The 24,772-nt window shown below is 65.9% G+C and carries 27 protein-coding genes; 23 read left to right on the forward strand and 4 right to left on the reverse strand.

Annotated elements, in window-relative coordinates:
* Positions 1 to 28: 28 nt before the first annotated feature.
* From ACQY8M_RS33300 to acdA, 9 genes are all read left to right on the forward strand, one after another.
* Entirely contained in the window at positions 29 to 1,276 is a 1,248-nt protein-coding gene (locus ACQY8M_RS33300; protein ID WP_428665476.1) for an ABC transporter substrate-binding protein, read from the forward strand.
* A 139-nt stretch (positions 1,277 to 1,415) separates the two neighbouring features.
* Positions 1,416 to 2,300 (forward strand): branched-chain amino acid ABC transporter permease, encoded by an 885-nt coding sequence (locus ACQY8M_RS33305; RefSeq protein WP_428665478.1) that lies wholly within the window; start codon positions 1,416 to 1,418, stop codon positions 2,298 to 2,300.
* The gene (locus tag ACQY8M_RS33310; RefSeq protein ID WP_428665481.1) at positions 2,297 to 3,262 is read left to right on the forward strand and encodes a branched-chain amino acid ABC transporter permease; all 966 of its coding nucleotides are present in this window, start codon (positions 2,297 to 2,299) and stop codon (positions 3,260 to 3,262) included. Before ACQY8M_RS33305 ends, ACQY8M_RS33310 begins: the two co-directional genes overlap by 4 nt.
* Positions 3,259 to 3,990 carry an ABC transporter ATP-binding protein gene (locus tag ACQY8M_RS33315; RefSeq protein ID WP_428665483.1) on the forward strand — a complete coding sequence of 244 codons (732 nt, stop codon included), beginning with the start codon at positions 3,259 to 3,261 and terminating at the stop codon, positions 3,988 to 3,990. The genes ACQY8M_RS33310 and ACQY8M_RS33315 overlap by 4 nt, the downstream gene beginning before the upstream one ends.
* Before the next feature lie 8 nt (positions 3,991 to 3,998).
* Positions 3,999 to 4,703, forward strand: a complete 705-nt coding sequence (locus ACQY8M_RS33320; RefSeq protein ID WP_428675566.1) for an ABC transporter ATP-binding protein — start codon at positions 3,999 to 4,001, stop codon at positions 4,701 to 4,703.
* Between the two features lie 144 nt (positions 4,704 to 4,847).
* Positions 4,848 to 5,933: a transglutaminase-like domain-containing protein gene (locus ACQY8M_RS33325; protein WP_428665486.1), complete on the forward strand. Its 1,086-nt coding sequence runs from the start codon at positions 4,848 to 4,850 to the stop codon at positions 5,931 to 5,933.
* A gap of 54 nt (positions 5,934 to 5,987) precedes the next feature.
* On the forward strand, positions 5,988 to 7,490 hold the full coding sequence (locus tag ACQY8M_RS33330; protein WP_428665488.1) for an adenylate/guanylate cyclase domain-containing protein: 1,503 nt from the start codon (positions 5,988 to 5,990) through the stop codon (positions 7,488 to 7,490).
* Positions 7,487 to 8,974: an adenylate/guanylate cyclase domain-containing protein gene (locus ACQY8M_RS33335; protein WP_428665491.1), complete on the forward strand. Its 1,488-nt coding sequence runs from the start codon at positions 7,487 to 7,489 to the stop codon at positions 8,972 to 8,974. The genes ACQY8M_RS33330 and ACQY8M_RS33335 overlap by 4 nt, the downstream gene beginning before the upstream one ends.
* A complete protein-coding gene (gene acdA, locus ACQY8M_RS33340) occupies positions 8,971 to 10,164 on the forward strand; it encodes a 3-sulfinopropanoyl-CoA desulfinase (RefSeq protein WP_428665493.1) in 1,194 nt (397 codons plus the stop codon). The genes ACQY8M_RS33335 and acdA overlap by 4 nt, the downstream gene beginning before the upstream one ends.
* On the opposite strand, the gene ACQY8M_RS33345 is transcribed toward acdA, so the two are convergent.
* Positions 10,154 to 10,510: a hypothetical protein gene (locus ACQY8M_RS33345; protein WP_428665495.1), complete on the reverse strand. Its 357-nt coding sequence runs from the start codon at positions 10,508 to 10,510 to the stop codon at positions 10,154 to 10,156. The genes acdA and ACQY8M_RS33345 overlap by 11 nt on opposite strands.
* Positions 10,511 to 10,587: 77 nt before the next feature.
* Here ACQY8M_RS33345 and ACQY8M_RS33350 point away from each other — a divergent pair, with 77 nt between their 5' ends.
* Positions 10,588 to 11,118 (forward strand): TetR/AcrR family transcriptional regulator, encoded by a 531-nt coding sequence (locus tag ACQY8M_RS33350; protein ID WP_428665498.1) that lies wholly within the window; start codon positions 10,588 to 10,590, stop codon positions 11,116 to 11,118.
* Between the two features lie 24 nt (positions 11,119 to 11,142).
* On the opposite strand, the gene ACQY8M_RS33355 is transcribed toward ACQY8M_RS33350, so the two are convergent.
* The 3 genes from ACQY8M_RS33355 to ACQY8M_RS33365 all read right to left on the reverse strand — a co-directional run bounded on the left by ACQY8M_RS33355 (position 11,143) and on the right by ACQY8M_RS33365 (position 12,765).
* Positions 11,143 to 11,847, reverse strand: coding sequence for a hypothetical protein (locus ACQY8M_RS33355; RefSeq protein WP_428665501.1), 705 nt, complete (start codon positions 11,845 to 11,847; stop codon positions 11,143 to 11,145).
* Positions 11,848 to 11,956: 109 nt separating this feature from the next.
* Positions 11,957 to 12,349 carry an Rrf2 family transcriptional regulator gene (locus tag ACQY8M_RS33360; protein ID WP_428665504.1) on the reverse strand — a complete coding sequence of 131 codons (393 nt, stop codon included), beginning with the start codon at positions 12,347 to 12,349 and terminating at the stop codon, positions 11,957 to 11,959.
* Positions 12,346 to 12,765, reverse strand: coding sequence for an N-acetyltransferase family protein (locus tag ACQY8M_RS33365; protein WP_428665507.1), 420 nt, complete (start codon positions 12,763 to 12,765; stop codon positions 12,346 to 12,348). The genes ACQY8M_RS33360 and ACQY8M_RS33365 overlap by 4 nt, the downstream gene beginning before the upstream one ends.
* Positions 12,766 to 12,842: 77 nt before the next feature.
* On the opposite strand from ACQY8M_RS33365, the gene boxC reads away from it, so the two are divergent.
* The 13 genes from boxC to ACQY8M_RS33430 all read left to right on the forward strand — a co-directional run bounded on the left by boxC (position 12,843) and on the right by ACQY8M_RS33430 (position 24,644).
* The gene (gene boxC, locus ACQY8M_RS33370) at positions 12,843 to 14,504 is read left to right on the forward strand and encodes a 2,3-epoxybenzoyl-CoA dihydrolase (RefSeq protein WP_428665510.1); all 1,662 of its coding nucleotides are present in this window, start codon (positions 12,843 to 12,845) and stop codon (positions 14,502 to 14,504) included.
* A 10-nt stretch (positions 14,505 to 14,514) separates the two neighbouring features.
* Positions 14,515 to 15,933: a benzoyl-CoA 2,3-epoxidase subunit BoxB gene (boxB, locus tag ACQY8M_RS33375; RefSeq protein WP_428665513.1), complete on the forward strand. Its 1,419-nt coding sequence runs from the start codon at positions 14,515 to 14,517 to the stop codon at positions 15,931 to 15,933.
* The gene (locus tag ACQY8M_RS33380) at positions 15,930 to 16,262 is read left to right on the forward strand and encodes a hydroxyisourate hydrolase (RefSeq protein ID WP_428665516.1); all 333 of its coding nucleotides are present in this window, start codon (positions 15,930 to 15,932) and stop codon (positions 16,260 to 16,262) included. Before boxB ends, ACQY8M_RS33380 begins: the two co-directional genes overlap by 4 nt.
* 45 nt (positions 16,263 to 16,307) lie before the next feature.
* Positions 16,308 to 17,270: a Bug family tripartite tricarboxylate transporter substrate binding protein gene (locus tag ACQY8M_RS33385; RefSeq protein WP_428665519.1), complete on the forward strand. Its 963-nt coding sequence runs from the start codon at positions 16,308 to 16,310 to the stop codon at positions 17,268 to 17,270.
* 39 nt (positions 17,271 to 17,309) lie between these two features.
* Positions 17,310 to 17,567, forward strand: a complete 258-nt coding sequence (locus ACQY8M_RS33390) for an addiction module protein (RefSeq protein WP_428665522.1) — start codon at positions 17,310 to 17,312, stop codon at positions 17,565 to 17,567.
* A complete protein-coding gene (locus ACQY8M_RS33395) occupies positions 17,564 to 17,797 on the forward strand; it encodes a hypothetical protein (RefSeq protein WP_428665523.1) in 234 nt (77 codons plus the stop codon). The genes ACQY8M_RS33390 and ACQY8M_RS33395 overlap by 4 nt, the downstream gene beginning before the upstream one ends.
* A 101-nt stretch (positions 17,798 to 17,898) precedes the next feature.
* The gene (locus ACQY8M_RS33400) at positions 17,899 to 19,446 is read left to right on the forward strand and encodes a benzoate-CoA ligase family protein (protein ID WP_428665526.1); all 1,548 of its coding nucleotides are present in this window, start codon (positions 17,899 to 17,901) and stop codon (positions 19,444 to 19,446) included.
* A 47-nt stretch (positions 19,447 to 19,493) separates the two neighbouring features.
* A complete protein-coding gene (locus ACQY8M_RS33405) occupies positions 19,494 to 20,672 on the forward strand; it encodes an ABC transporter substrate-binding protein (RefSeq protein WP_428665528.1) in 1,179 nt (392 codons plus the stop codon).
* 215 nt (positions 20,673 to 20,887) lie between these two features.
* Positions 20,888 to 21,802 carry a branched-chain amino acid ABC transporter permease gene (locus ACQY8M_RS33410; RefSeq protein WP_428665531.1) on the forward strand — a complete coding sequence of 305 codons (915 nt, stop codon included), beginning with the start codon at positions 20,888 to 20,890 and terminating at the stop codon, positions 21,800 to 21,802.
* Positions 21,799 to 22,749 (forward strand): branched-chain amino acid ABC transporter permease, encoded by a 951-nt coding sequence (locus ACQY8M_RS33415; RefSeq protein WP_428665534.1) that lies wholly within the window; start codon positions 21,799 to 21,801, stop codon positions 22,747 to 22,749. Before ACQY8M_RS33410 ends, ACQY8M_RS33415 begins: the two co-directional genes overlap by 4 nt.
* A complete protein-coding gene (locus ACQY8M_RS33420; RefSeq protein WP_428665537.1) occupies positions 22,746 to 23,498 on the forward strand; it encodes an ABC transporter ATP-binding protein in 753 nt (250 codons plus the stop codon). Before ACQY8M_RS33415 ends, ACQY8M_RS33420 begins: the two co-directional genes overlap by 4 nt.
* A complete protein-coding gene (locus tag ACQY8M_RS33425) occupies positions 23,498 to 24,199 on the forward strand; it encodes an ABC transporter ATP-binding protein (protein WP_428665539.1) in 702 nt (233 codons plus the stop codon). Before ACQY8M_RS33420 ends, ACQY8M_RS33425 begins: the two co-directional genes overlap by 1 nt.
* Before the next feature lie 25 nt (positions 24,200 to 24,224).
* A complete protein-coding gene (locus ACQY8M_RS33430; RefSeq protein WP_428665542.1) occupies positions 24,225 to 24,644 on the forward strand; it encodes a DUF1801 domain-containing protein in 420 nt (139 codons plus the stop codon).
* Positions 24,645 to 24,772: the final 128 nt, after the last annotated feature.

Genomic DNA, 24,772 nt, shown 5'->3' on the forward strand with positions numbered 1-24,772 from the left:
AGTCCGGCAGCAAATCTGAAAGGGTCGCATGAGCAACAACCGCTTCACCCGCCGCGGCTTCGGCCGCGCCGCCGCCGGCGTCGCCCTGGTCGGCGCGCCCCTGCCGCTGCGCTTCGCCGCGGCCCAGTCGGCACCGGTCAACGTCAAGGTCGCGCTGATCCTGCCGACCTCGGGCGTGCAGGCCCAGATCGGCCAGGCCTGCCGCCGTGTTTCCGATCTCGCGAACGACGTGTTCGCCGACATGAAGATGCCGGTGAAGCTCGACATCGTGAACTACGATACCGAGACCAAGCCCGACGTGGCCCGCACCCAGGCCGAGAAAGCCATCGACGCCGGCGTGCACATGATCGTCGGCGCCTTCGATTCCGGGCAGAGCATCGCCATCGCCCAGGTCGCCGAGCAGCGCGGCATTCCGTTCATCGTCAACATCGCGGCCGCCCCGCAAATCACCGAGCAGGGCTACAAGTTCGTGGTGCGCAACTTCCCGACCGCGCCGATGCTGATCACCGGTGCGTTCGACCTGCACAAGCAGATCTTCAAGGCCTCGGGCACGACGCCCAAGACGGCCGTGATGATGAGCATCAACGATACGTTTGGCACCTCGATGGTGGCGGGCATCAAGGCGATGTTCCCCAAACTCGGAATGCCGTACGAGCTGCTCGACATCATCACCTACGATCCGGCCGCGAAGGACCTCTCCGTCGAGGTGGCCAAGGCGAAGGCGACCAAGGCCGACATGCTGATGCCGGTATCGCGGCTGAACGACGCCAAGCTCCTCGTCCAGGAACTGGTCAAGCAGCGCTGGGAGCCGATGGCGATCATGAACCCGGGCTCGCCCGGCCTCTACGAGCAGGACTTCCTCAAGACCATGGGCAAGTACGGCGACTTCGCCATCTCCAACGTGCCATGGCTCGACCCGAAGTCGGCGATGACCCAGTCGCTCGAAAAGCGCCATCTCGCGAAGTTCCCGAACGACCAGCTCGATCTCAACGGCGGCTTCACCTTCGAGGCGCTGCTGGTCGCCGCGCAAGCCTTCCTCGATGCCAAATCGACCAAGGCCGACGCGCTGATGGATGCCCTGCGCAAGATCAAGATCGACCAGCACGTGATCATCGGCGGCCCGATCCAGTTCGACGCCAAGGGCCAGAACGTCAACATCAAGGCCTCGGCGATCCAGAACCTCAAGCGCAAGCCGACCGTCGTGATGCCTGAGGAATCGGCTGCCGCGAAGCTGGTCTTCCCGGCACCGGGCTGGAACGATCCGCGCCGGACTTGAGGCCTTTCCGTCAAACTCGCCCCCTTGCTGCGTAATTTCGATATGGACGCTTCTGCGAGGTCGATTTTTCCCCTGTGCGCAGCGCGGGGAGGAAGTCGCTGGATGTTCGTTCCATAGCCATCGGCCCACAGCAACCGCATTGACCTCTGACTTCCTCCTCTCCCTCGCGCAGGCGATCACCAAGGGCCTGCTCACCGGCATGGTGTACGGGCTGATGGCGCTCGGCCTGTCGGTGATCTTCGGCGTCATGCGCGTGGTCAACTTCGCGCATGGCGAACTGATGGTCGTCGGCATGTACCTTGCCTGGGCGGCGTTCGAATATCTCCAGGTCTCGCCGCTGCTCAGCCTGCCGGCGATCGCCGTGCTGTTCTTCGGCTTGGGGTACATTATGCAGCGCGGGCTGATACAGCCCTTCATCGGCCGGCCCGAGCACCAGCAGTTCCTGCTGCTGCTGGGCGTGGCGCTGGTGCTGGTCAATGCCTGCCTCGCCATCGTCGGCCCCGATTCGCGCGGTGTCCAACTCGAGGCCCAGTTCGAATCCTACGAACTGGGACCGCTGGTGTTCGACGCCGTGCGCCTGCATGCAGCCGTCGCAGCCGTCGTGATCGCTGCCCTGCTCTGGCTGTTCTTCACCCGCACGCGGACCGGCAAGGCGATCCGAGCGGCGGCCGACAATCACATGGGCGCGCTGGTCGTCGGGCTGGACGTGCGGCGGCTCTACGCCGTCACCTTCGGCGTCGGCGCGGCCTGCGTCGGTGCGGCCGGCGCGCTGATGATCACCATCATCCCCGTCACCCCGTTCCTTGCCGCCGAATACACGTTGCTCGCCTTCGTCATCGTGATCGTGGGCGGGCTGGGCAGCATGACCGGCGCGCTGATGGGCGGGCTGCTGATCGGCGTCAGCGAGGCGGTGGCGGGCCTGCTCGTCGATCCCTCGCTCAAGAGCATGTTCAGCTTCGGCCTGCTGATCGCCGTCCTGCTGCTTCGCCCGCAAGGCCTGTTCGGTCCCAGGAACAGCTCATGAGCGGCGTTCCTCCCCGCCTGCTGTGGCTGCTTGGTGTGCTGCTCGCGTTCCTGCTCGTGGCACCCGCCATGCTCGGCAAGTACGGCCTCTCCGTCCTGATCCTGATCCTGTACTTCGCCTATGTCGGCCAGGCCTGGAACATCATGATGGGTTTCGCCGGCCAGCTCTCGCTCGGCCACGCCCTCTATGCCGGGCTGGGCGGCTACATCGCAGCCGGCCTGTTCTTCCACTACGGGCTCGGCCCGTGGGCGGGCGTATTCGCCGCGGTCGCCGCCGCCTCGCTTGCGGGCGCGATCGTCGGCTATCTCGGCTTCCGCTTCTCGCTCGCCGGCGTCTATTTCGCCCTGCTTACCATCGCCTTCGGCGAATTCACGCGGCTTGCCTTCGACCATTGGAGCTGGGCCGGCGGCTCGGGCGGCCTGTTTCTCAAGGTCGACGGGACGGTCAGCCTGCTCAACCTGCGCGGCGGACCGGTCCTTTTCTATTACGTGATCCTTGCCCTCGCGGTCGGCGCGCTGGTCCTCAGTCGCATCCTGCTGGAGAGCCGGCTCGGCCGCTACTGGCTCGCGATCCGCGAGGATGCGGAGGCAGCGCAAGCCGTCGGCGTACCGGTCCTGCGCTGCAAGATGATCGCGGTCATCATCTCGGCCGCGCTCACCTCGCTCGCCGGTGTCTGGAACGCCTTCTATTACAACAACCTCTTCCCCGAGACGGCGTTTTCGATGGGCCGCTCGATTGAGATCACCCTGGCGCCGATCATCGGCGGCCTGGGCACCCTGTTCGGGCCCTTCGTCGGCGCGGTCGTGCTGACCGGCCTGGGCGAGATATTCACCGACATCGGCGACTATCTCGGCATCCCCGGCATCAAGCAGATCTTCTACGGCCTCGCCCTCCTCGCCATCGTGATGTATCGCCCGGCCGGCGTGTGGCCGTGGCTGGCCGCCCGGATGGGCCTCAAATGAGCGGCGCGCGTCTCGAGATCGATGGCCTGGGCAAGACTTTCCGCGGCCTGCGCGCCGTGCACGACGTCTGCTTTGCGGTGCCGGCCGGCGCGATTCACGCACTGATCGGCCCCAACGGCGCGGGCAAGACCACGATCTTCAACATGATCGCCGGCGTCCATGCGCCGAGCGCCGGCACGGTGCGGCTCGACGGGCGGCCAATCTCCGGCCTGCGCCCCGATCGCGTGTGCGACGCGGGCGTCGGCCGCACCTTCCAGATCGTGCGACCCTTCAAGGGACTGAGCGTCCTGGAGAACGTCACGGTCGGCGCCCTTCATCGCCGGCCGCGACTCGCCGAGGCGCGCGCCGCCGCGCTCGACATCCTGAACCGGCTCGGCCTTGCTGACCGGCGCGACCAGCTCGCCGAGAGCCTCACCCTGCCCGACCGCAAGAAGCTCGAGGTCGCGCGCGCCCTCGCGACCGAACCCAAGCTTCTGCTGCTCGACGAGGTGATGGCGGGCCTGCGCCCGACCGAGGTCGATGTCATGGTCGGCTTCCTGCGCGACCTCAATGCCGGGACCGGGCTCACCATCCTGCTGATCGAGCACGTGATGCGCGCCGTCATGGCGCTGGCGGCCGAGATCGTGGTCGTGAGCTATGGCGAGAAGATAGCCCAGGGCACACCGGCCGAAATCACGCGAAACCAGGCCGTGCTCGACGTCTATCTCGGTGATGAGGAAGTCGCGTGACCGCGCCGCTGCTGCAGGTCTCCGCCCTCGACCTCTTCTACGGCGACGCGCAGGCGCTCGCGGGCGTCTCGCTCGACATAGCGGCCGGCGAGATCGTGGCGATCGTCGGTGCCAACGGCGCGGGCAAGAGCTCGCTGATCCGCGCCATCCACGGCATCGAGACGCCGGCGCGCGGCACCGTGCGCTTCGACGGCACCGACATCACCGGCTGGCCGAGCTATCGCGTCTGCGAGACAGGCATTGGTCATGTCGCCGAGGGGCGGCAGGTGTTTCCCAATCTCACCGTGCTCGAGAACCTCGAGATGGGGGCCGTGCTGAAGCGTGCGCGCGCGGCGGAGAAGGCCACGCTCGAGCGTGTCCTTGCAATGTTTCCGCGTCTCGCCGAACGTCGGAAGCAGTCGGCCGGTACGCTGTCCGGCGGCGAGCAGCAGATGCTGGCGATCGGCCGCTGCCTGATGGGCCAGCCGCGCCTGATCATGTTCGACGAGCCTTCGCTCGGCCTCGCGCCCGCGATCGTGCAGGAGATGTTCCGCATCATCCGGGGCCTGAACGAGGAAGGCCTGACCATCCTGCTGGTCGAGCAGAACGTCATGGCCTCGCTCAGGATTGCGCATCGCGGCTACGTGCTCGAAAACGGCCGCATCGAGCTGCAGGGTGCCGGTAGCGAACTCTTGAGCAACGACCGCGTGCGCCAGGCTTATCTGGGCTTGTGAGGCGCATTTGGCGCTGCCATTGTCCCGCCTCCGGTACAGGTCGTTGCCGCGTTGCGGTGCGAGTTGGTCCGGGACGGTCGATCTTTTCTGACGGCAGACAGGATCGTCCTCCCGACGCATCGAATTCGGGAGGAGAGTTTTCGAATGAATCGCCGCGACATGCTCAAGGCCGGCCTCGCTGCCGGCACCATCGGTCTCGCGCCGCGCCTGGTGTCTGCTGAAGTCAATTTCTCGCCGGTGCCCAAGGGCTGGCGCACCTTCGCGCTGACCACACGGGTCGAACCGACTTTTGCCAGCAAGGCGTGGATTCCGCTGCCGACCTTCGCGGCGGACGACTGGCAGCGGCCTGGCGCCACCACCTGGACCGGCAACGCCAAGGTCGCCGAGAAGGTGAGCGATCCCAAATATGGCGCAGAGATGCTGCAGGTCGAATGGGCGGCCGATCAGCAGAACCCGGTGATCGAGGTCACCACCCAGGTCCAGGCCCAGAACCGCGCCGTCCGCATCGGCCAGAGCTCGGTCGCGCCGCTCGGCGACGAGGAACGCAGGTTCAACCTGATGGCGACGGCGCTGCTGCCGGTCGACGGCCTGGTGAAGGAGACGGCCGAGGGCATTGTGCGCGGCAAGACCGCCGACGTCGACAAGGCGCGCGCGCTCTATGAATGGGTGGTCGATAACACCTTCCGCAACGCCGCCACCAAGGGCTGCGGCGTGGGCGACGTGAGCTGGATGCTGAAGACCGGCAACCTCAACGGCAAATGTGCCGATCTCAATGCGCTCTACGTCGCGATGGCCCGCTCGGTCGGCGTGCCGGCACGCGACGTCTATGGCATCCGGGTCGTGCCCTCCGAGTTCGGATTCAAGTCGCTCGGCGCCGGCAGCGAGGTCGTCACCAAGGCGCAGCATTGCCGGGCGGAGGTCTGGCTCTCCAACAGCGGCTGGACGCCGGTCGATCCGGCCGACGTGCGCAAGGTCGTGCTCGAGGAACCGCCGACCAACCTCTCGATGACCGATCTCAAGGTCGCCGCCGCGCGCAGGACGCTGTTCGGCGCCTGGGAAGGCAACTGGCTGGCCTTCAATGTCGCACATGACGTGAAGCTGCCGGGCAGCAAGGAGTCGCCGCTGCCGTTCCTGATGTACCCGCAGGCCGAGGACAAGGGGGGCGCCGTCGACCCGCTCGATCCGGACGCCTTCAAGTACAAGATCACGGCGCGCGAACTGACCGCCTGATGCGCTCGTGGCGGGGCGTTCCGCTCCGCCGCGATCCGCTCTATACCCGCCGTCATGACGGCCACGCCAGGAGCGGGAACCGACCGCGACTCCCGCACGATCCTCCGGCGCTACTACCTCGCGATGGCGGTGCCGTTCGGCATCGACCTTTTGACCTCCGCGGTTTATGCTGGAATTAACGACCATCCGCTGTCGCTTCTGCCCCTGACGACGATCTCGGCCACATTCCTCCTGGTCGGCGTGGGATTGGGGGCCTGGCTGCTGATCCGGCCGATCGAGCGCTTCCTCGACGGCGAGGTCGCCTTCGCCAACATCGAACCCGCTCTGGCGAGCCTGCCATGGCGTTCCGCGACGATCGTCGCCTGCCTCTACGGGCCGATGCTTGCCCTACGCCTGCTGGGGCCGCGCGCCGGCTACACCTTTGGTGCTACGATCGAGGTCTCGGCCTGGATCGACACGGTCTGCTCCTTCATCGTCGTGACGAGCTTCAACTACGTGCTGACCTTCTTCGTGGTCAGCGCCTATCTCGATGGTCTCCTTGCTTTTCTGTTCCGGACCCGCGGCGTCAACATCAACGCCTTCCGCGGTGCCTTCCGCCGCAAGGTCGGGCTGGCCGTGCTCTTCGTCTCCTTCGCCGCCATGACCCTGCTGGCCGGCGACATAGCAAGCTACGAGGGCGACCGTCTCCTGCGGGAGGCGTCGCAAGACCTGCTCGCCTCGGTCGTCGGCGCGGCCACGATCTATTATTGGATCTCGCGCGCCCTTACCCTGCCGCTCGCCCGGCTCGACCGCGGCATGGAGCGGGTGGCCGATGGCGACCTCGCGGTGCGGCTGCCCGTCACCTCCGATGACGAGGTCGGGCGGGCGCTGAGTGGCTTTAACGAAATGGTGGATGGCCTCGCCGAGCGGCAGTATCTGCGCGATACGTTCGGCAAGTATGTGAGCAAGAGCGTCGCCGCCGCCATCCTCGACGACCAGGAGCGCAAGGGCCGCGCCGCCGACACACTGGCCGAGGCAACGCTGATGTTCACCGACATCGAGGGCTTCACCAGCCTGTCGGAGCACCTCACGCCGGCCGACGTGGCCACCATCCTGAACAGCTACTATGCCGCTATCGTGCCGGTTATCCAACGGCACGGCGGCGTGGTGAACAACTGTATCGGGGACGGGCTGCTCGCGTCCTTCAACCTGCCACTGCCGCAGGAACGTCACGCGGCCGCCGCCCTGGACGCAGCCCTCGAGATCCAGAAAACCCTGGCCGCCGTCCGGTTTCCCGCCGGGGTGCAGATCCGCACCCGCATCGGCCTCAACACCGGACCGGTGATCGGCGTCACCATCGGCACCAGCGACTGGCTGAGCTACACGCTGCTCGGCGATGCGGTGAACATTGCCTCGCGGGTCGAGCAGCTCAACAAGCAGTTCGGCTCGGTGATCCTGGCAACCGAAAGCACCGTACGCGCCGCGGGCGAGGGCTTCTCCTGCGTGCGGCTGGGCGGGACCGGCGTGCGCGGCCACAGCGGCGAGGTCGTGGTCTATCGCGTCGAGCCGCCGGCATGAGCGCGACCGCCACTGAGATCGCTGCCCTGCGCCGCCGCTATCTTCTGATGGCGACGTCGATCTTCGTCCTCGATCTCGCGATCACACTCATCTTCTCAGCGCTCTCCGGAGCCTGGGCCAACTCCTGGCGCACGATCGGTGCCGGCGTGATCCTGCTGCTGGCCTTCAACTGGACGATCTCCAGCCGCCTGTTCGCACCGATCCAGGACTATCTCGAAGGCAAGACATCATTCGATTCCATCCAGCGCCGGCTGACCCAGCTGCCAATTCTGTCCGCAGCCGGGGTCGGCATCATGGCCTTCATCGTCTGGTCGTTTCGGTTGTCGACGCCCTGGTGGATCGAGACCTCGCAGCTTCCCCCCACCATCGCCGACTTCATCGTCGCCGACCTCGTGCTGACGGTCTTCTACTTCACCTTCACCTACTTCGTGATCAGCGACTATCTCGCGACGCTATGCGGCTTCATCTTCGACCGCTATGGCGAGAACCTCGGGCTCTTCTTCGGCAGCTACCGGCAGAAGCTTATGGTGGCCTTGCTGGTGATCTCGATTACGCCGCTCGCCGCCATAATGGCCGAGCTCTACTCCTACGAAGGCGAGCGGCTGCATTCCGAGATCCTGGTCGACGTCGCGACGGCGGCGCTGGGCGTTGCGCTCTCCGCCTATTTCATCGTGCGCTCCTTCCTGCGCCCGCTGCGTATCCTGTCCGACGGCATGGAAGAGGTTGCCTCGGGCAATCTGGAAGTGCGGGTCGCGGTCACCTCGAACGACGAGGCGGGCGAGGTCACCACGCGCTTCAACGCCATGGTCGAGGGCTTGCGCGAGCGTGAGCGCATCCGCGAGACCTTCGGCCGCTATGTCGACGAGAGCGTCGCCGCCACCATCCTGGCGCGCCGGGGCGACGCGTCGGGCGAGGTCGCCGAGGCCACCATTCTCTTCACCGACATCGCGGGCTTCACAACCATCGCGGAGTATCTCTCCCCGTCCGAGCTGGTGGCGGTACTGAACGAATACCTCGGGACGGTGCTGGAGCCGATTCGCCGCAACGGCGGCGTGGTCAACACCTTCATCGGCGACGGTCTGTTCGCTTCGTTCAACATGCCGCTCGCCTGCCCCGATCATGCGTGCGCGGCGGTGCAGGCCGCGATCGACATCCAGCGCGCGGTGGGCAGCCGCACCTTCGGCGATTTCGGCGTGGCGCTTGCCACCCGGATCGGCATCAGCTCCGGTCCGGTGATCGGCGGCTCGGTCGGCGCCGGCCAGCGCATGAGCTACACCCTGCTCGGCGACACGGTGAACCTCGCGGCCCGGCTCGAAGTATTGAACAAGGAGCTCGGCACGCGCATTCTGGTCTCGCAGAGCACGCGCGATGCCTGCGGCGAGCGCTTCGCCTTCACGCCGCTCGGCACCGTGGGGGTGCGCGGACGCAGCGAGCAGATTGCCATATTCACTCCCGATCCCAACCTCCAGGAAACCGCCTCATGAATGCCTCCGGTCTTTCTCCCGAGCAGGTGACGCTGCAGGCCCGCGCCCGCGAGCTGGCGGCCGGGCCGGTCACCGCCCGCGCCGCCGAGGTCGACCGCACCGAGCAGTATCCCTGGGACAATGTCGAACTGCTGAAGGACGCCAGGCTGATCGGCATGACGATCCCGACGCAGTACGGCGGCCAGGGCAAAAACTGGCTCGACGCCGTGCTGGCGATCGAGGCGCTGTCGGCAGCCTGCGCCGTCACCGGCCGGATCGCCGTCGAGACCAACATGGGCGCGATCAGCGCGGTGATGGCCTACGGCTCGGAAGAGCAGAAGAAGATGGCGGCCGACATGGTGCTGGCCGGCGACAAGCCGGCGATCTGCATCACCGAGCCCGACGCTGGCTCCGATGCCAACGGCATGACCACGCGCGCCGACAAGAAGGGCAACCGCTACGTCATCAACGGCCGCAAGCACTGGATCACCGGCGGCGGCGTCTCGCGCCTGCACCTGATCTTCGCCAAGGTCTACGACGAGAAGGGCAACAAGGAAGGCATCGGCGGCTTCCTCGCCATTCGCGACGAGACCAAGGGGCTCAGGATCACCAAGCGCGAGCCCACGATGGGCCTGCGCGGCATCCCCGAGGCGGTGATCGACTTCGAGGACATGGACGTGCCACCCTCCTCGCTCGTCATCCCGCCGCGCGGGCTGAAGAAGGGCTTCGCCGACCTGATGACCGCCTACAACAGCCAGCGGGTCGGTGCGGCGACGGTGGCGCTCGGCATCGCCGAGGGCGCCTACCGGCTCGCGCTCGACTGGTCGGAGACGCGCGAGCAGTTCGGCCGGCCGATCAACGAGTTCCAGGGCCTGCAGTGGAAGCTGGCCGACATGTCGATCAAGCTCTCGGCGGCGCGCGCGCTGGTCTACAACGCCGCGCGCTCGGGCGAAGGCGGCTTCCCCGACATGCTGATGGCCGCGCAGGCCAAGGTCTTCACGTCGGAGAGCGCCATCCAGGTGGTGAACGACGCGCTGCAGTTCTTCGGCGCCCGCGGCTACAGCCGCGAGCTGCCGCTCGAACGCATGGCGCGCGACGTCCGTATGTTCACCATCGGCGGCGGCACGGCCGAGGTGCTGCGCAACGTCGTGGCGGGTGCGCTGCTCAAGAAGAAGCTGCCGCAGACGCGCGACGGCTGGCTCAGGGATTGAAGCCGGTCGCGGCGAGTCCCACGACAACGGTCAGGGCGACCCATCCGAAGTGACGGCCGCGCGTCGCCCAGGCATTGCCCATGGCGGCCAGACCGAAGGTGACGACGCTCACGGCGATAACCCACTGACGGGCCTCATCCGAGCCGAAGCTGGGCGCGGCGATCAGCAGGACCGCCAGGGCGATCCACGCCACCGTGCTGCACTGCCACACGAGTCGTAGCAGCAAGCGCAGCCGCTCCGGCTCGATGCGGATGCGCGGAAAGATCTTCGTCTCCGCGAGCACACCGTGAACGAGCGCCGCCGCCAACGCGAGCACGCCAGCCGATTGGACGAGGAGATTGCGCATCGCATTTCCTCCATACAGTAGTGTATGGATCGGATATCATCTCGCCCGCAAGTCGTCAATACAGTACTGTATGGATCATGGCCGACACGCGATTGGGACCGGAAGAATGGGTGGGCGCAGGATTGAAGGCGCTGGCGAAGTCGGGCGCCTCGGCCCTCAAAGCCGACAAGCTCGCTGCCAGCCTCGGCGTCTCGCGCGGCAGCTTCTACTGGCACTTCGCGGACGTGCCCGCGTTCCACGCGGCGGTTCTGAAGCGCTGGCGCGAGGTCGCTCTGGAGAACATCATCGCGGAGATCGAAACCACGGACGATCCCCTCGAAGCGCTCCTGCATCGTGCGTTCGCCGGCGGCTCTGGCGTCGAGAGCGCGGTGCGTGCCTGGGCAACGGCCAACGCCCAAGCACGGAAGGCGGTCGAAACCGTCGACGCGGAGCGGATCCGCTATTTGCAGAAGCTGCTGGTCGACGCCGGCATCGCCCCCGACGTCGCCGCAATGCGCGCCCGCGTGGTGAACTGGACCTATCTCGGCTTCTCCATCTCCTCATACAGGTTGGAGGGAGCATTGCTGAAGCAGTTCATCGGGGAACTGTTGTATCTCTTCCGACGCTGACGTCCGGGAAAACTCGCTGCGCGACTAACGGCCGAATCTCCGCCATCCGTCCTTGCCGCGCAGCAGAACGAACTCGGTGCCTTTCCTGCCCTTGCTCTCTTCGCCCCATGGCGTGCAAGAGACCGAGATCCACGACGCATGGTCCCAGCGCGCCGAGCAACTTTCGTTACCACACGGCAACGCGATCTCGCCTTCCACATTGAGTCCGTCCCCCTCGGGCATGTGAACCGTCAGCGTGCCGCGCTCGGGCAGTAGCGAGCAGGCGACCGTCAGGAAGCGCGACTTGTCCTGCGCCCACACCGGCGTGCTGTAAACGGTGACCTGCCTTCCGGTCTTGCGCATCACCAGCGTGTAGGAAAAGTCCTCATAGGCTGGAGTTCGCACGACATAGAAACGGCCAGCCTCCTCGTAGCGTTCGAAAAGATAGGTGTAGGCCGTGTCGCCGTAAGGACAATCCCTCAGCTCGACCGAGCCGATGCCTTCCAGGGCAAGGCGAAGACGGCCCTCCGTACGCGACACGCTCTGCCGATTGTTCTTGTAGCGCTCCGCTTCCTGAGGCCATTCCTCGGCGGCGTAACGCTCGTACTCCGGGTCGGGGGTCGCCTTGGTGTCGCAGCCGCCGGTCTCCGCCCGAACCGCGCCGGTCAGCAGGCAACAACCAGCGGCCAACCCGACGGCTAAGTCGCGGTGCAGCGTCTTCGAATCGAGAAGCCAGGAACCTCGCGGCATTCGGCAAGTCTTGAGTGATCCACATCGATGCTAGCTCGATTCACGACCTCGCCGCACGTCACCTCGTAGTGAGCATGACGGCTATTGCGAGCTTCGAAAGCACGTCTTCTCACTTGCCCTTGAGCATGGTTTCGAGACTGATCGAGCGCAACGTCGCCTCCGCGATCTCGTCGACTTCCGTCAGCACACGCTGCAGAGCGGCGCCGATCTCCGTGTGCTCGCCCGGTTCCTCGGCCCGGCTGCCCGGTGCAGGCTCGAATAGCGCCACGATATCCATCAACGTGATGCGCCGCCGATTGCCCGTGAAGCGATAGCCACCGGAGGCGCCGCGTCCGCCGCGCACCAGGCCGGCGGCGGAGAGTGTGCGCAGGACCTTGGCGAGGTGATGGCCCGACACGCCGTAGCGCTCTGCAAGATCCGCCGATGAGAGCGTCCGCTCGGGATCACGCGCCAGTTCGAGCACGGCGTAGAGACCGAGTCGCGTCGCCGTCTGCAGCTTCACGACAGATCCTTGTCGAGTTGCAGCGAAGGTCCGGCGACCATGCCCTGCGCACGGAAAAACGACAGGATCAGGTGGTCCCTGCGATCGACCAGGGTGCGCACGCGTGTCACGCCCTCCCCCTTGAAGCGCAAGACGATGGCTTCGAACAACTGGCTGCCGACGCCCTTTAGCCGCAGCCTGGGGTCGATCTGGATGGCGAATACCCAACCGGCCGGCGGCTGGCCGAATTCCCACGCGCGGACCTCACCGGCGATGAAGCCCACCAATGCGCCTTTCGCGCTTTCCGCGACCAGGAAATGACGATCAGGAGCCATCATCTCCCGCCAGTAGTCGGGCTTCGCATTGCCGGTCAGGCGTGCGTCCAAAGCGGAAATCGCCGACAAATCAGAGGCTTGGACGGGACGAATAGCGACCATGATCGTACGAGCAGAATGCGCTTGCGGCGGGGAAAGTAAATAGGTATTTCAGTACCGAATTACTGATAGGGAACGCCATGGCCGAGACGCCCATCGACTTCCGTACCGAGCCGTCCCGCTACAAGCACTGGAAGCTCGCGCTGGAGTCCGGCGTTGCCTATCTCACCATGGACGTGAACGAGGATGGCGGGCTGAAACCCGGCTACAAGCTCAAGCTCAACTCGTACGATCTCGGCGTCGACATCGAGCTGGCAGATGCCGTGCAGCGGCTTCGCTTCGAGCATCCCGAGATCGGCGCGGTGGTGATCCGCAGCCTGCGCGACCGCATCTTCTGCTCGGGCGCCAACATCAACATGCTTGGCCTCTCGACCCACGACCACAAGGTCAACTTCTGCAAGTTCACCAACGAGACGCGTCTGGCCATCGAGGACGCGACCGAACATTCCGGCCAGAGCTACATCTGCTCGATCAACGGCATCGCCGCCGGCGGCGGCTATGAGCTGGCGCTGGCCTGCGACCAGATCCTGCTGGCCGACGACGGATCGAGCGCGGTGTCGCTGCCCGAGCTGCCGCTGCTTGCTGTGCTGCCCGGTACGGGCGGCCTGACGCGGCTGGTCGACAAGCGGATGGTGCGGCGCGACCACGCCGACTTCTTCTGCACCACCGCCGAGGGCATGCGCGGCAAGCGCGCGCAACAGTGGCGGCTGGTCGACAGGCTGATCCCACCGAGCAAGCTCGCCAGCGAGACGCAGAAGATCGCCGAGGAGATCGCCGCCAAGTCATCGCGGCCGAAGGATGCGAAAGGCATCGCGTTGCCGCGGGTCGAGCGGACGTTTGACGGCGACACGCTGCGTTATGCCGGCCTGACCGTCGAGATCGACCGCGAGCGCCGCGCCGCGCATTTCCGCGTAAACGGTCCCGCCTCCGCACCGCCGGCCGATGCCGCCGCCATCCACGCCCAGGGCGCCGCCTTCTGGCCGCTGCAGCTCGCCCGCTCGATCGACGATGCCATGATGCATCTGCGTCTCAACGAGACCGAGATCGGCACCTGGGTGCTGCACAGCCAGGGCGATGCGGCGCTGGTCGAGGCCTATGACGCGCTGCTCGCCAGGCACGCCGACAACTGGCTGGTACGGGAGATCGTGCTTTACTGGAAGCGCACCTTGAAGCGCCTCGACGTTTCCTCGCGCAGCCTGATCGCGCTGGTCGAGCCCGGCTCGTGCTTCGCCGGTACCCTGTTCGAGCTCGTGCTCGCGGCCGACCGCTCCTACATGCTCGACGGCGTGTTCGAGGGCTCGAATCTGCCGGCGGCGAACATCCGGCTCACCGACATGAACTTCGGCCCCTACCCAATGGGCAATGGTCTAACGCGCCTCTCGTCGCGCTTCCTCGCCGACCCCAAGCACGTCGACGCACTCAAGGACGAGATGGGCGAAGCGATCGACGCCGAGGCCGCCGACGAGCTCGGCCTCGTCACCTTCACACCCGACGATATCGACTGGGAAGACGAAGTCCGCCTCGCCGTCGAGGAGCGAGCCGGCTTCTCGCCCGACGGGCTGATCGGCATGGAAGCCAACCTGCGCTTTGCCGGCCCCGAGACGATGGAGACCAAGATCTTCTCACGCCTCTCGGCCTGGCAGAACTGGATCTTCCAGCGTCCCAACGCGACCGGCCCGGAGGGCGCGCTGAAGCTTTACGGCACGGGCAAGCAATCCAAGTACGACCGCAAGCGGGCTTAAGGAGGCAATCATGGCCATCGACTACAGCCAGCGTATTCCCAACAACGTCGACCTCTCGTCCGACCGCCGCCTGCAGCGCGCGCTGGAGAACTGGCAGCCGCGCTTCCTGGACTGGTGGAAGGACATGGGGCCGGACGGCACGAACGATTTCGACGTCTACCTTCGCACCGCCATCTCGGCCGATGCCAATGGCTGGGCGAACTTCGGCTATGTGAAGATGCCTGACTACCGCTGGGGCATCTTCCTCGCCAGCCAGGATCCCAACCGCGTGATCGCCTACGGCGACAACAAGGGCAAGCCGGTCTGGCAGGAGGTGCCGGGCGAGCTGCGCTCGACGCTGCGGCGGCTGATCGTGACCCAGGGCGACACCGAGCCGGCGTCGGTCGAGCAGCAGCGCCTGCTCGGCAAGACCGCACCGTCGCTCTACGATCTGCGCAACCTGTTCCAGATCAATTGCGAGGAAGGCCGGCACCTCTGGGCCATGGTCTATCTGCTGCACGCCTACTTCGGTCGCGACGGCCGCGAGGAGGCGGAGATGCTGCTCGAGCGCCATTCGGGCGACCCGGACAAGCCGCGCATCCTCGGCGCCTTCAACGAGGCGACGCCGGATTGGCTCTCGTTCTTCATGTTCACCTACTTCACCGACCGCGACGGCAAGTACCAGCTCGCGTCGCTGGCCGAATCGGGCTTCGATCCCCTGTCGCGCTCCTGCCGCTTCATGCTGATCGAGGAAGCGCACCACATGTTCGTGGGTGAATCCGGTGTGCAGCGCATCGTCCAGCGCACCTGCGACTTGATGAAGGAGCACAAGACCGACGACGTGCGCAGCTTTGGCGCGATCGACCTGCCGACGATCCAGAAGTACCTCAACTTCCACTTCTCGGTGTCGCTCGACCTGTTCGGCCAGGAGGCGTCGACCAACGCCGCCAACTATTACACGATGGGCGTGAAGGGCCGTTACCTCGAGACACGTATCGAGGACGATCACCTGCTGACCGGCAGCACCTACGACATCGACACCGTCGAGGACGGCCGCATCGTCCGCAAGACCGTGCCCGCCCTGGCGGCGCTGAACGAACGTCTGCGCCAGGACTATGTCGAGGATTGTGGCCGAGGCCTGCTGCGCTGGAACCGGGTGATCGAGCAGGCGGGCATCGACTTCGAGCTGAAGCTGCCGCATCGCGGCTTCGACCGCCGCATCGGCGGCTTCGCCGGCCAACGCATCTCGCCGGACGGCCGGATGCTGAGCGAAGCCGAGTGGGCCGCCAACGAGAGCAAGTGGCTGCCGACCGACGAGGACCGCGCCTACGTCACCTCGCTGATGGGCCCGGCGGTGATCGAGCCCGGCAAGTATGCCAACTGGATTTCCCCGCCGCTGCGCGGCATCAATAACCAGCCGGGCAACTTCGAGTACGTGCGGTTCAATTGAGCGGCATCTCGATCCACGTTTTCGACGTCTCCCGCGGCATTCCTGCCGCGGGACTGCGGGTCGAGATGAAGGGCCCTGACGGGGCGAGCCTGCTGGACGGCCGTGTCTCGCCACAGGGCACGCTGGACTGCGCCACGCCCTCGACGGGTCTCTATGAGGCGGTCTTCCACATCGGCGACTGGTACCGGGCGCAGGGCGTGCCCGTTCCCGTGCCGGCATTCCTCGAAGCTGTGCCGTTCCGCTTCGGCATTGCGGATCTGGCGCAGTACTATCACCTCCCGCTCAAGATGACGCCGTGGGGTTTCTCACTTTTCCGTGGCGGCGCCTGAGGCGGGCATGGCGATTGCGTGACGAGGCCGAACGGGGGAACTTCCATGATCGCACGCAGACTTGTCCTGGCCCTTTTGATGACGCTCGCCGCCGTCGGCAGCGCGGCGGCGCAGCAATGGCCGAGCCGGCCGGTGAAGATCATCGTCACCTTCCCACCCGGAGGTGCATCCGATGCAGCCGCGCGCGTGATCTCCGGCCCCTTGTCGGAGAAGCTCGGCCAGACCGTGGTGATCGACAACAAGCCGGGCGGCGGCACGACGATCGGCGCCAACGCCGTGCTGCAGGCCAAGGACGACCACACGCTGATGCTGTCGAACAGCGCGCCGCTCTCGATCGCTCCCTACCTGTTCGACAAGCCGCCTTACGACCCACTGAAGGATTTCGTGCACGTGGCCTATATCGGCTCCGTCGCCAATGCCTTCGTGGTGCGTCCTGCCGTACCGGCCAAGACCATTCCGGAGCTGATCGCCTGGATCAAAGAGCAGAACAAGGTCGTGCCGTTCGGCTCGGGCGGCCAGGGCTCGATCGGCCACATCATCGGCGAGATGTTCAAGGCCGAGCTCGGCCTTAGCATGGAGCACATCGGCTACCGTGGCGCGGCCCCGATGTTTCAGGACATGATGGCGGGCCAGCTCGACTTCGCCGTCGTCACCCTCACCGAGGTGCTGCCGCTGGCCAAGGACGGCAAGCTGCGCATGATCGCGCTGACCTCGACGCAGAAGGCACCGAGCGCGCCCGAGGTGCCCCTGGTCACCGAGCTCGGCTATCCGAAGCTCGTCGCCGAGAACTTCGTCGGTCTCTCCGCCCCCGCGAGCTTCCCGCCGGCCGCGCAAGCCCGCCTGCACAAGGCGATGGCCGAGGTGCTGGCCGATCCAAAGGTGGTCGAGCGATTGGGCGACCTGGGCTTCGTCACCAAGGCGATGACGCCGGCGGAGTTCACTGCCTTCGTCGCAACCCAGGTCCAGACCTTCCAGGCGCCAGTAAAGGCGTCGGGCGCCAAGCTTTGACATTTGGGGACCGGTGGGAAAGCAAGTATAAAGTGAGTCATGGCACAACCTTCCCTCGATCCCGCCGCGTTGACTGTCGAAGAGCGGCTTCGGCTCATAGAGGACCTTTGGCTCAGCATCGAGAAGGATGCGGAAATAGGTGATTCTGCCGCGATCGAAGCGTTGGGTTTCGACGACAAGATCGATCCTGAGCTTCTTGCCGAGATGGAACGACGCGTCGAAGCATTCAAGCGCGACCCTTCGAGGGCAATCCGCTGGGAGGATCTGCGGGCAGAGCTGCAGCAAAAATACGGGTGAAGCTGCCGGTCGCTCTCGATCGCGAAGCCGGCATCGAGCTGCATGAACATCTGGCGCGTCTCGCCGAACTAAATCCCGCTGCGGCACGGGCGCTGAGTGCACGTGTTTCTGCCACGCTCGATCTCATCTCCGACTTCCTGAGCTCCACGAGATATATGAAGGAAACCTGCGGCGTGCGGTTTTACGCGGTTGGCCCCTGGGGATCTTCTACGAGCGCCTGGACGGCGTAATCTTCGTGGCTGCGATCATCGATCTCCGCCGCAACCCGGCTGCCATCCGGCGCCGTCTTGGGCTACATGAAGGCGCCTCCGAATTCGTTGCAGGTCCGACCATGGCTCTTCCGTCCGGCATTTCCTTCGACTCCGACAACAGGGTCCACCTGCCTGAGCACTTCAACGTCGCCGTGCCGTTCATCGACCGGCATCTCACCGAGCGCGGGGCCAAGGCCGCGATCCGTACGGCTCACGAGACCGTCACCTACGGCGAACTTGCCGAGCGGGTGAACCGCGCCGGCAATGTGCTGCTGGCGCGCGGGTTGAAGCCCGGCGACCGGTTGCTGATGGTGGTGAAGGACTGCCCGGCGTTCTTCTATCTCTTCTGGGGAGCGATCAAAGCAGGCATCGTGCCGGTCCCGCCCAACACGCTGCTGCGCGCCGCCGACTATGCCTACATGTTCGAGGACTCGGGCTGCGGGATCGTCGTCTACTCGACGGAGTTCGCCGCCGAGATCGAGCCGGCGCTCGAGCAGGCGCCTGTTGCGGCGCTGACGGTCGACGCCTTCCTCGCCGAGATGGAAAAGGCCTCGCCGGCGCTCGAGGCGCGGCTCGCGGCGCCGACCGACGATTGCTTCTGGCTTTACTCCTCCGGCTCGACCGGCCGGCCGAAGGGCGCGGTTCACGCTCATCGCGACATGGTGGTGACCAGCGAGCTCTACGGCGTGAGGGTGCTCGGCGTCGGCGAAAACGACGTCTCCTACTCGGCGGCCAAGCTGTTCTTCGCTTACGGGCTGGGCAACGCCATGACCTTCCCGCTGTGGACCGGCAGCACGACAGTGCTCGACGACCGCCGGCCGACGCCCGACACGACCTTCGAGAACATCGAGCGCTACCAGCCGACGCTGTATTTCGGCGTGCCCACGCTCTACGCCGCGCTGCTGGTCGCTCTCGACGCCAAGCCACGCCGACTCGACAGCATCCGTGCTTGTGTCTCCGCGGGCGAGCCCTTGCCCGCCGACATCTTCCGGCGCTGGAAGGAGAAGACCGGCACGGTAATCCTCGACGGCATCGGCTCTACCGAGTGCCTGCACATCTTCATCGGCAACCGGCTCGACGACTACCGGCCGGGGACAAGCGGCAAGCCGGTGCCGGGCTACGAAGCCAGGGTCCTCGATAACGACGGCCAACCGGTGGGGAAGGGCGAAAGCGGCGCGCTATGGATCCGCGCGGAGTCGGCGGCGAAGTACTACTGGAACAAGCCGGAGAAGACGGCCGAGACCATGGTCGACGGCTGGCTGAACACGGGCGACACCTACCGCGAGGATCCGGACGGCTACCTAGTCTACGAGGGGCGCAACGACGACATGCTGAAGGTCGGGGGCATCTGGTGCTCCCCTATCGAGATCGAGAGCTGCCTGATCACCCATCCCGCAGTGCTGGAAGCGGCCGTCGTCGGCCAGGCCGATGCCGACGAGCTGATCAAGCCCCGGGCAATCGTGGTGCTGAAACAGGCCGGCGATGCGGCGGCAGGCCTGACCGACGAATTGGTCGCTCTCTGCAAGACCAGCCTGGCACCTTACAAGTACCCGCGCTGGATCGAGTTCGTGCCCGAGCTGCCCAAGACGGCAACCGGCAAGATCCAGCGCTTCAAATTGCGCGCCTAGCCGTTTTCGGGTTCTATACAGATCGTGTGAAACAGGGAGTGGGACTCATGAAACGGGGATTGTTTGGGGCCGCGACCATCGCCGCATTGACGTTCGGGCTGCAGCCGGTGTGGGCGCAGGACAGCGTAAAGATCGGCTTCGTCAGCACCTTCTCCGGGCCGCAGGCGGCGATCGGCGAGGACATGCGCCGCTCGGTCGAGCTGGCGCTGGAGCATCTCGGCGGCAAGATGGGCGGCAAGAAGATCGAGATCGTCTACGAGGACGACCAGTTCAAGCCCGACGTCGGCAAGGCGCGCTCCGAGAAGCTGGTGCAGCAGGACAAGGTGAACTTCGTCGCCGGCTACATCTGGTCGAACGTGCTGCTCGCCTCGCTCAAGACCGTCACCGATGAGGGCGACACGATTTTGATTTCGGCCAATGCCGGCCCATCGCAAATCGCGGGCGAGCTGTGCAACAAGAACTTCTTCTCGACCTCATGGAACAACGACCAGACGCCGATGGCGATGGGCGAATACCTCAACACCAAAGGCGTGAAGAGCCTCTACGTGGTCGGCCCCAACTACGCCGCCGGCAAGGACATGCTCGCGGGCGTGAAGCGTACCTACAAGGGCAAGCTGATGGGCGAGGACTACACCAAGTGGCCCGACCAGCTCGACTTCTCGGCCGAGCTCACCAAGATCGGCGCGGCGAAGCCCGAGGGCATCTTCATCTTCTATCCGGGCGCGCACGGCGTGCAGTTCGTCAAGCAATGGGCGCAGTCGGGCCTCAACAAGACCGTGCCGCTCTATCAGGTGTTCTCGATCGACGCGATCACGCTGCCGCAGCAGGGCGAGCTGGCGCTCGGCACCCTTGGCGCCCAGGAGTGGGTCAACGACCTGCCGAACGACCAGAACAAGCGCTACGTCGCGGACTTCAAGAAGAAGCACAACACCTACCCGTCCTACTACGGCGCGCAGAGCTACGACGCGATCATGCTGATCGCCTCGGCCGCAGAAGCGCTGAAGGGCGATCTCAGCAACAAGGACAAGGTGCGGGCCGAGATGAAGAAGGCCGACTTCAAGTCGCTGCGCGGCGACTTCAAGTTCAACACCAACCAGTTCCCGATCCAGAATTTCTACATCCAGGAAACCGTCAAGGACCCACAGGGCATGATGACCGTGAAGACCATCGCCACCGCGGTGACTGCGGCGAAGGACCCCTACTATGAAAAGTGCTCGATGAAGTAAGGCTCGTTGCGTGGACGGCCGACGGGAGCGCGGCAACGCGCTCCTGTTTCGTTTTCGAGTTCCTCCCTGCGCGAAGCGCGGGGAGGTGGCGCGGTAATCCGCGACGGAGGGGTCATAGGCCGCACCGATTCTGTGGCCCATGACCCCTCCGTCAGCGTAAGACGCTGACACCTCCCCGCGCTTCGCGCAGGGAGGAATCTGAAGACCGGGGGACGATGGAATATCTGCTGATCCAGGTGCTGAACGGGGTGCAGCTCGGGCTGCTGATGTTCCTGCTCGCCGCCGGGCTGACGCTCACCTTCGGCATCATGGATCTCGTCAACCTGGCACATGGCTCGCTCTACATGATGGGCGCCTACATCGCCTGGACCTTCGTCACCTGGACCGATTCGTTCGTTCTCGGGGCGCTGCTCGCGCTGCCGGCGACTTTCGCGCTGGGCGTGGTGATCGAGGCGGTGGTCATGCGAAGGCTTTATGCCAGGGACCATCTCGACCAGGTGCTGGCGACCTTCGGCCTGATCCTGTTCTTCAACGAGCTGGTGCGGGTGATCTGGGGACCGGCCGGCAAGAGCATCGCGGTGCCAACGTTCCTCAGCCGCACGATCGAGATCCTGCCCGGCGTGCCCTACCCGGCCTACCGCTTCGCGCTGATCGTGGTCGGCGCGCTGGTGGCGCTCCTGCTCGCCTGGCTGGTGGCGCGAACACGGCTCGGCATGCTGATCCGTGCCGGCGCCTCGAACCGGCGCATGATCGCGGCGCTGGGCGTCAACATCGAGCTGCTGTTCAGCCTGGTGTTCGGCTTGGGCGCGGTGTTCGCCGGCCTCGCCGGCCTGATGGCCGCGCCGATCAGCTCGGTGAAGATCGGCATGGGCGACGACATCCTGATCCTCGCCTTCGTCATCATCGTCATCGGCGGCATCGGCTCGATCAAGGGCGCATTCGTGGCCGCGATGGTCGTAGGCCAGATCGACATCGTCGGCCGGGCCTTCCTGCCCGACCTGCTGAAAACTTTCATGCCGCCCGCCTCGGCCTCAGCCGCCGCACCGGCGATCTCGCAGGTGATGGTCTATGTCCTGATGGCCGGCGTGCTGGTGTGGCGGCCGACCGGCCTGTTCGGCCAACGCACATGAAGCCGGGCACGATCGTTGCCGCGGTGCTGTTGATCATCCTGGCCGCGCTGCCGCTGCTGACCCAGGCCTTCGACCAGCGCTACCTGCTGTCGGTCGGCACGCGCATCGTGATCTGGTCGATCGCCGCCGTCAGCCTCAACATGATCCTGGGTTATGGCGGGCTGGTGAGCTTCGGCCACGCCGCCTTCTTCGGCATCGGCGGCTATGCCGTCGGCATCCTGTCGGCCGAGGGCATCCAGAGCGGGTGGGTGCAGTGGCCGATCGCGCTCGGCGCCTCCATCCTGTGGGCCGCCCTGGTCGGCGCGCTGTCGCTGCGCACCCGCGGCGTCTATTTCATCATGATCACGCTCGCCTTCGCGCAGCTCGTCTACTATCTCGCCTCGGGCCTCGCGGCCTATGGCGGCGACGATGGGCTGAACATCAGCCGCAGCCGCTTCTCCGGCCTGATCGACCTGCGCGACAAGGCGACCTTCTACTGGCTCTGCTTCGCCCTGCTCTGCGCCACCTTGTGGTTCTGCGGACGGCTGGCCAACTCGCGCTTCGGCTACGTGCTGCGCGGCGCGAAGTCGAACGAGCTGCGCATGATGGCGCTGGGCTTTCCGGTGTTCCGCTACCGGCTGGTGGCCTGCATCATCGCCGGCGCGTTCGGCGGCCTGGCCGGCATCCTGCTCGCCAACGAAGGCGCCTACGTCTCACCCGCCATGATGTCCTGGGTGAAGTCGGGCGATCTGATCGTGATCGTCGTGCTGGGCGGGATCGGCGTGCGTTTCGGCCCTCTCTATGGCGCGATCGTCTTCTTCGCGCTCGAGGAGATGCTGAAGCCGTTCCTCGACATGATGCACAAGGGCTGGGGCGAATACTGGCAGATCGTGTTCGGCCCTCTCCTGGTGATCGTCGCGCTGTACGCTCGGGGCGGTATGGCATCGCTTCTGAAGGCGCGCGAATGAGCGAGCCGCTGCTCTCCACCGACCGGCTGGTCAAACGCTTCGGCGGCCTGCTCGCGACCGACAACGTCACGATCGACGTGCGGCCGGGCGAGATCCATGCCCTGATCGGGCCCAACGGGGCGGGCAAGACGACCCTGGTCGGCCAGCTCACCGGCAATCTTGCGCCCGATTCGGGCACGATCCATTTTGCCGGCCGCGACGTCACCCGCCTGCCGACCCACGCGCGGGTGCGGCTGGGGCTCGGCCGCTCGTTTCAGATCACCTCGGTGTTGCGCGAGTTCAGCGCGCTCGACAATGTGGCGCTCGCCGTCCAGGCGCACGACGGCCATTCGTTCCGCTTCCTCCGCGACGTGCGCAAGGACGGAAGGTTGCGCGAGCCCGCGCAACGCGGCCTCGAGGCGGTCGGACTCGGCGCCCGCGCGAACGTCGGCGCCTCGGCCCTCAGCCACGGCGAGCAGCGCCAGCTCGAGATCGCCATGGCGCTGGCCGGCGCGCCGCGCCTGCTGCTGCTCGACGAGCCGATGGCCGGCATGGGCGTCGAGGAGAGCCAGCGCCTGGTCTCTTTCCTGCAGGGCCTCAAGAGCCGCTGTGGCATGCTGCTGATCGAGCACGACATGGATGCCGTCTTCGCGCTCGCCGACCGCATCACCGTGCTGGTCTACGGCCGCGTCCTCGCCTCGGGCACGCCCGACGAGATCCGCGCCCATCCCGAGGTACGACAGGCCTATCTCGGCGAGGAGACCGCGTGATGCTGCGGGTCGGCGGCCTCGAGGGCTTCTATGGCGCGAGCCAGGCGCTGTTCGGCATGGACTTCGCGGTCGACGCCGGCGAGGTCGTCACCCTGATGGGCCGCAACGGCATGGGCAAGACGACGACGGTGCACGCGATCATGGGCCTGCTGCCGGCCCGGCGCGGCACCGTCGAGTTCGAGGGCAAGCGGGTCGATCACCTGCCCGCGTTCCGTATTGCCCGGCTCGGCTTCGGGCTGGTGCCGGAAGGCCGCCAGATCTTCCCCAACCTCTCGGTGCGCGAGAACCTGGTCGCGGCCTCGGCCAATCGCACCGGCAGGACCAATCCCTGGACGCTCGCGCGCGTCTTCGAGTTCTTCCCGCGGCTCAGCGAGCGGCAGGGCAATCGCGGCAACCAGCTCTCGGGCGGCGAGCAGCAGATGCTGGCGATCGGCCGCGCGCTGATGACCAACCCCAAGCTGCTGATCCTCGACGAGGCGACCGAGGGGCTGGCGCCGCTGATCCGGCAGGAGATCTGGTCCTGCCTCGCCCGGCTCAAGGGCGAGGGCCAGGCGATCCTGGTGATCGACAAGAACGTCGGCAACCTGATCGGCCTCGCCGACCGCCATTACATCGTCGAGAAGGGCCGCGTAGTGTGGTCCGGCCGCTCCGCCGCCCTGGCCGCCGACAAGGACCTGCAGCACCGCTATCTTGGCGTTTGACCCGCGGCAGAAGCAGGAGCGCCCAATGACTCCCTCCGAGAGAATCGACCAGCTCATCGCGGGAATCACCGACTGGCGCGGGAAGACGTTCGCCGCCGTCCGCAAGGCCATCCTCGCAGCCGACCGGGAGATCGTCGAGGAATGGAAGTGGATGGGCAGCCCGGTATGGTCGCGCGACGGCATGATCGCCGTCGCCAATGCCCACAAGGGGAAGGTCAAGCTGACCTTTGCACATGGGGCGAGCCTTACGGATCCCGACAAGCAGTTCAACACGGGCCTCGACGGCAACATGAGGCGCGCGATCGATTATCTCGAGGGAGACAAAGTCGACGAGCGCGCCCTGAAGGCACTCGTGCGGACGGCAATTGAGTTCAATCAGGGCAAAGCGAAGAAGAAGGCGCCGGCGAACGCTCGGTTGAAGACCGCCAAGAGCAAGAAGGCCTGAACCGCCGGCACGACGCCCATCGATCCTGCCCACTTCCCCTTGGTAGAGGCGAGGAGCCTGAATAATGGTGGCTTCCTCGAAAGGCTCGGATGCTGGGAGCGCGGCTCTCCAGAGTCGCTCATGGAATG

It is taken from the genome of Reyranella sp. (assembly GCF_965279465.1).
GTDB lineage: Bacteria > Pseudomonadota > Alphaproteobacteria > Reyranellales > Reyranellaceae > Reyranella.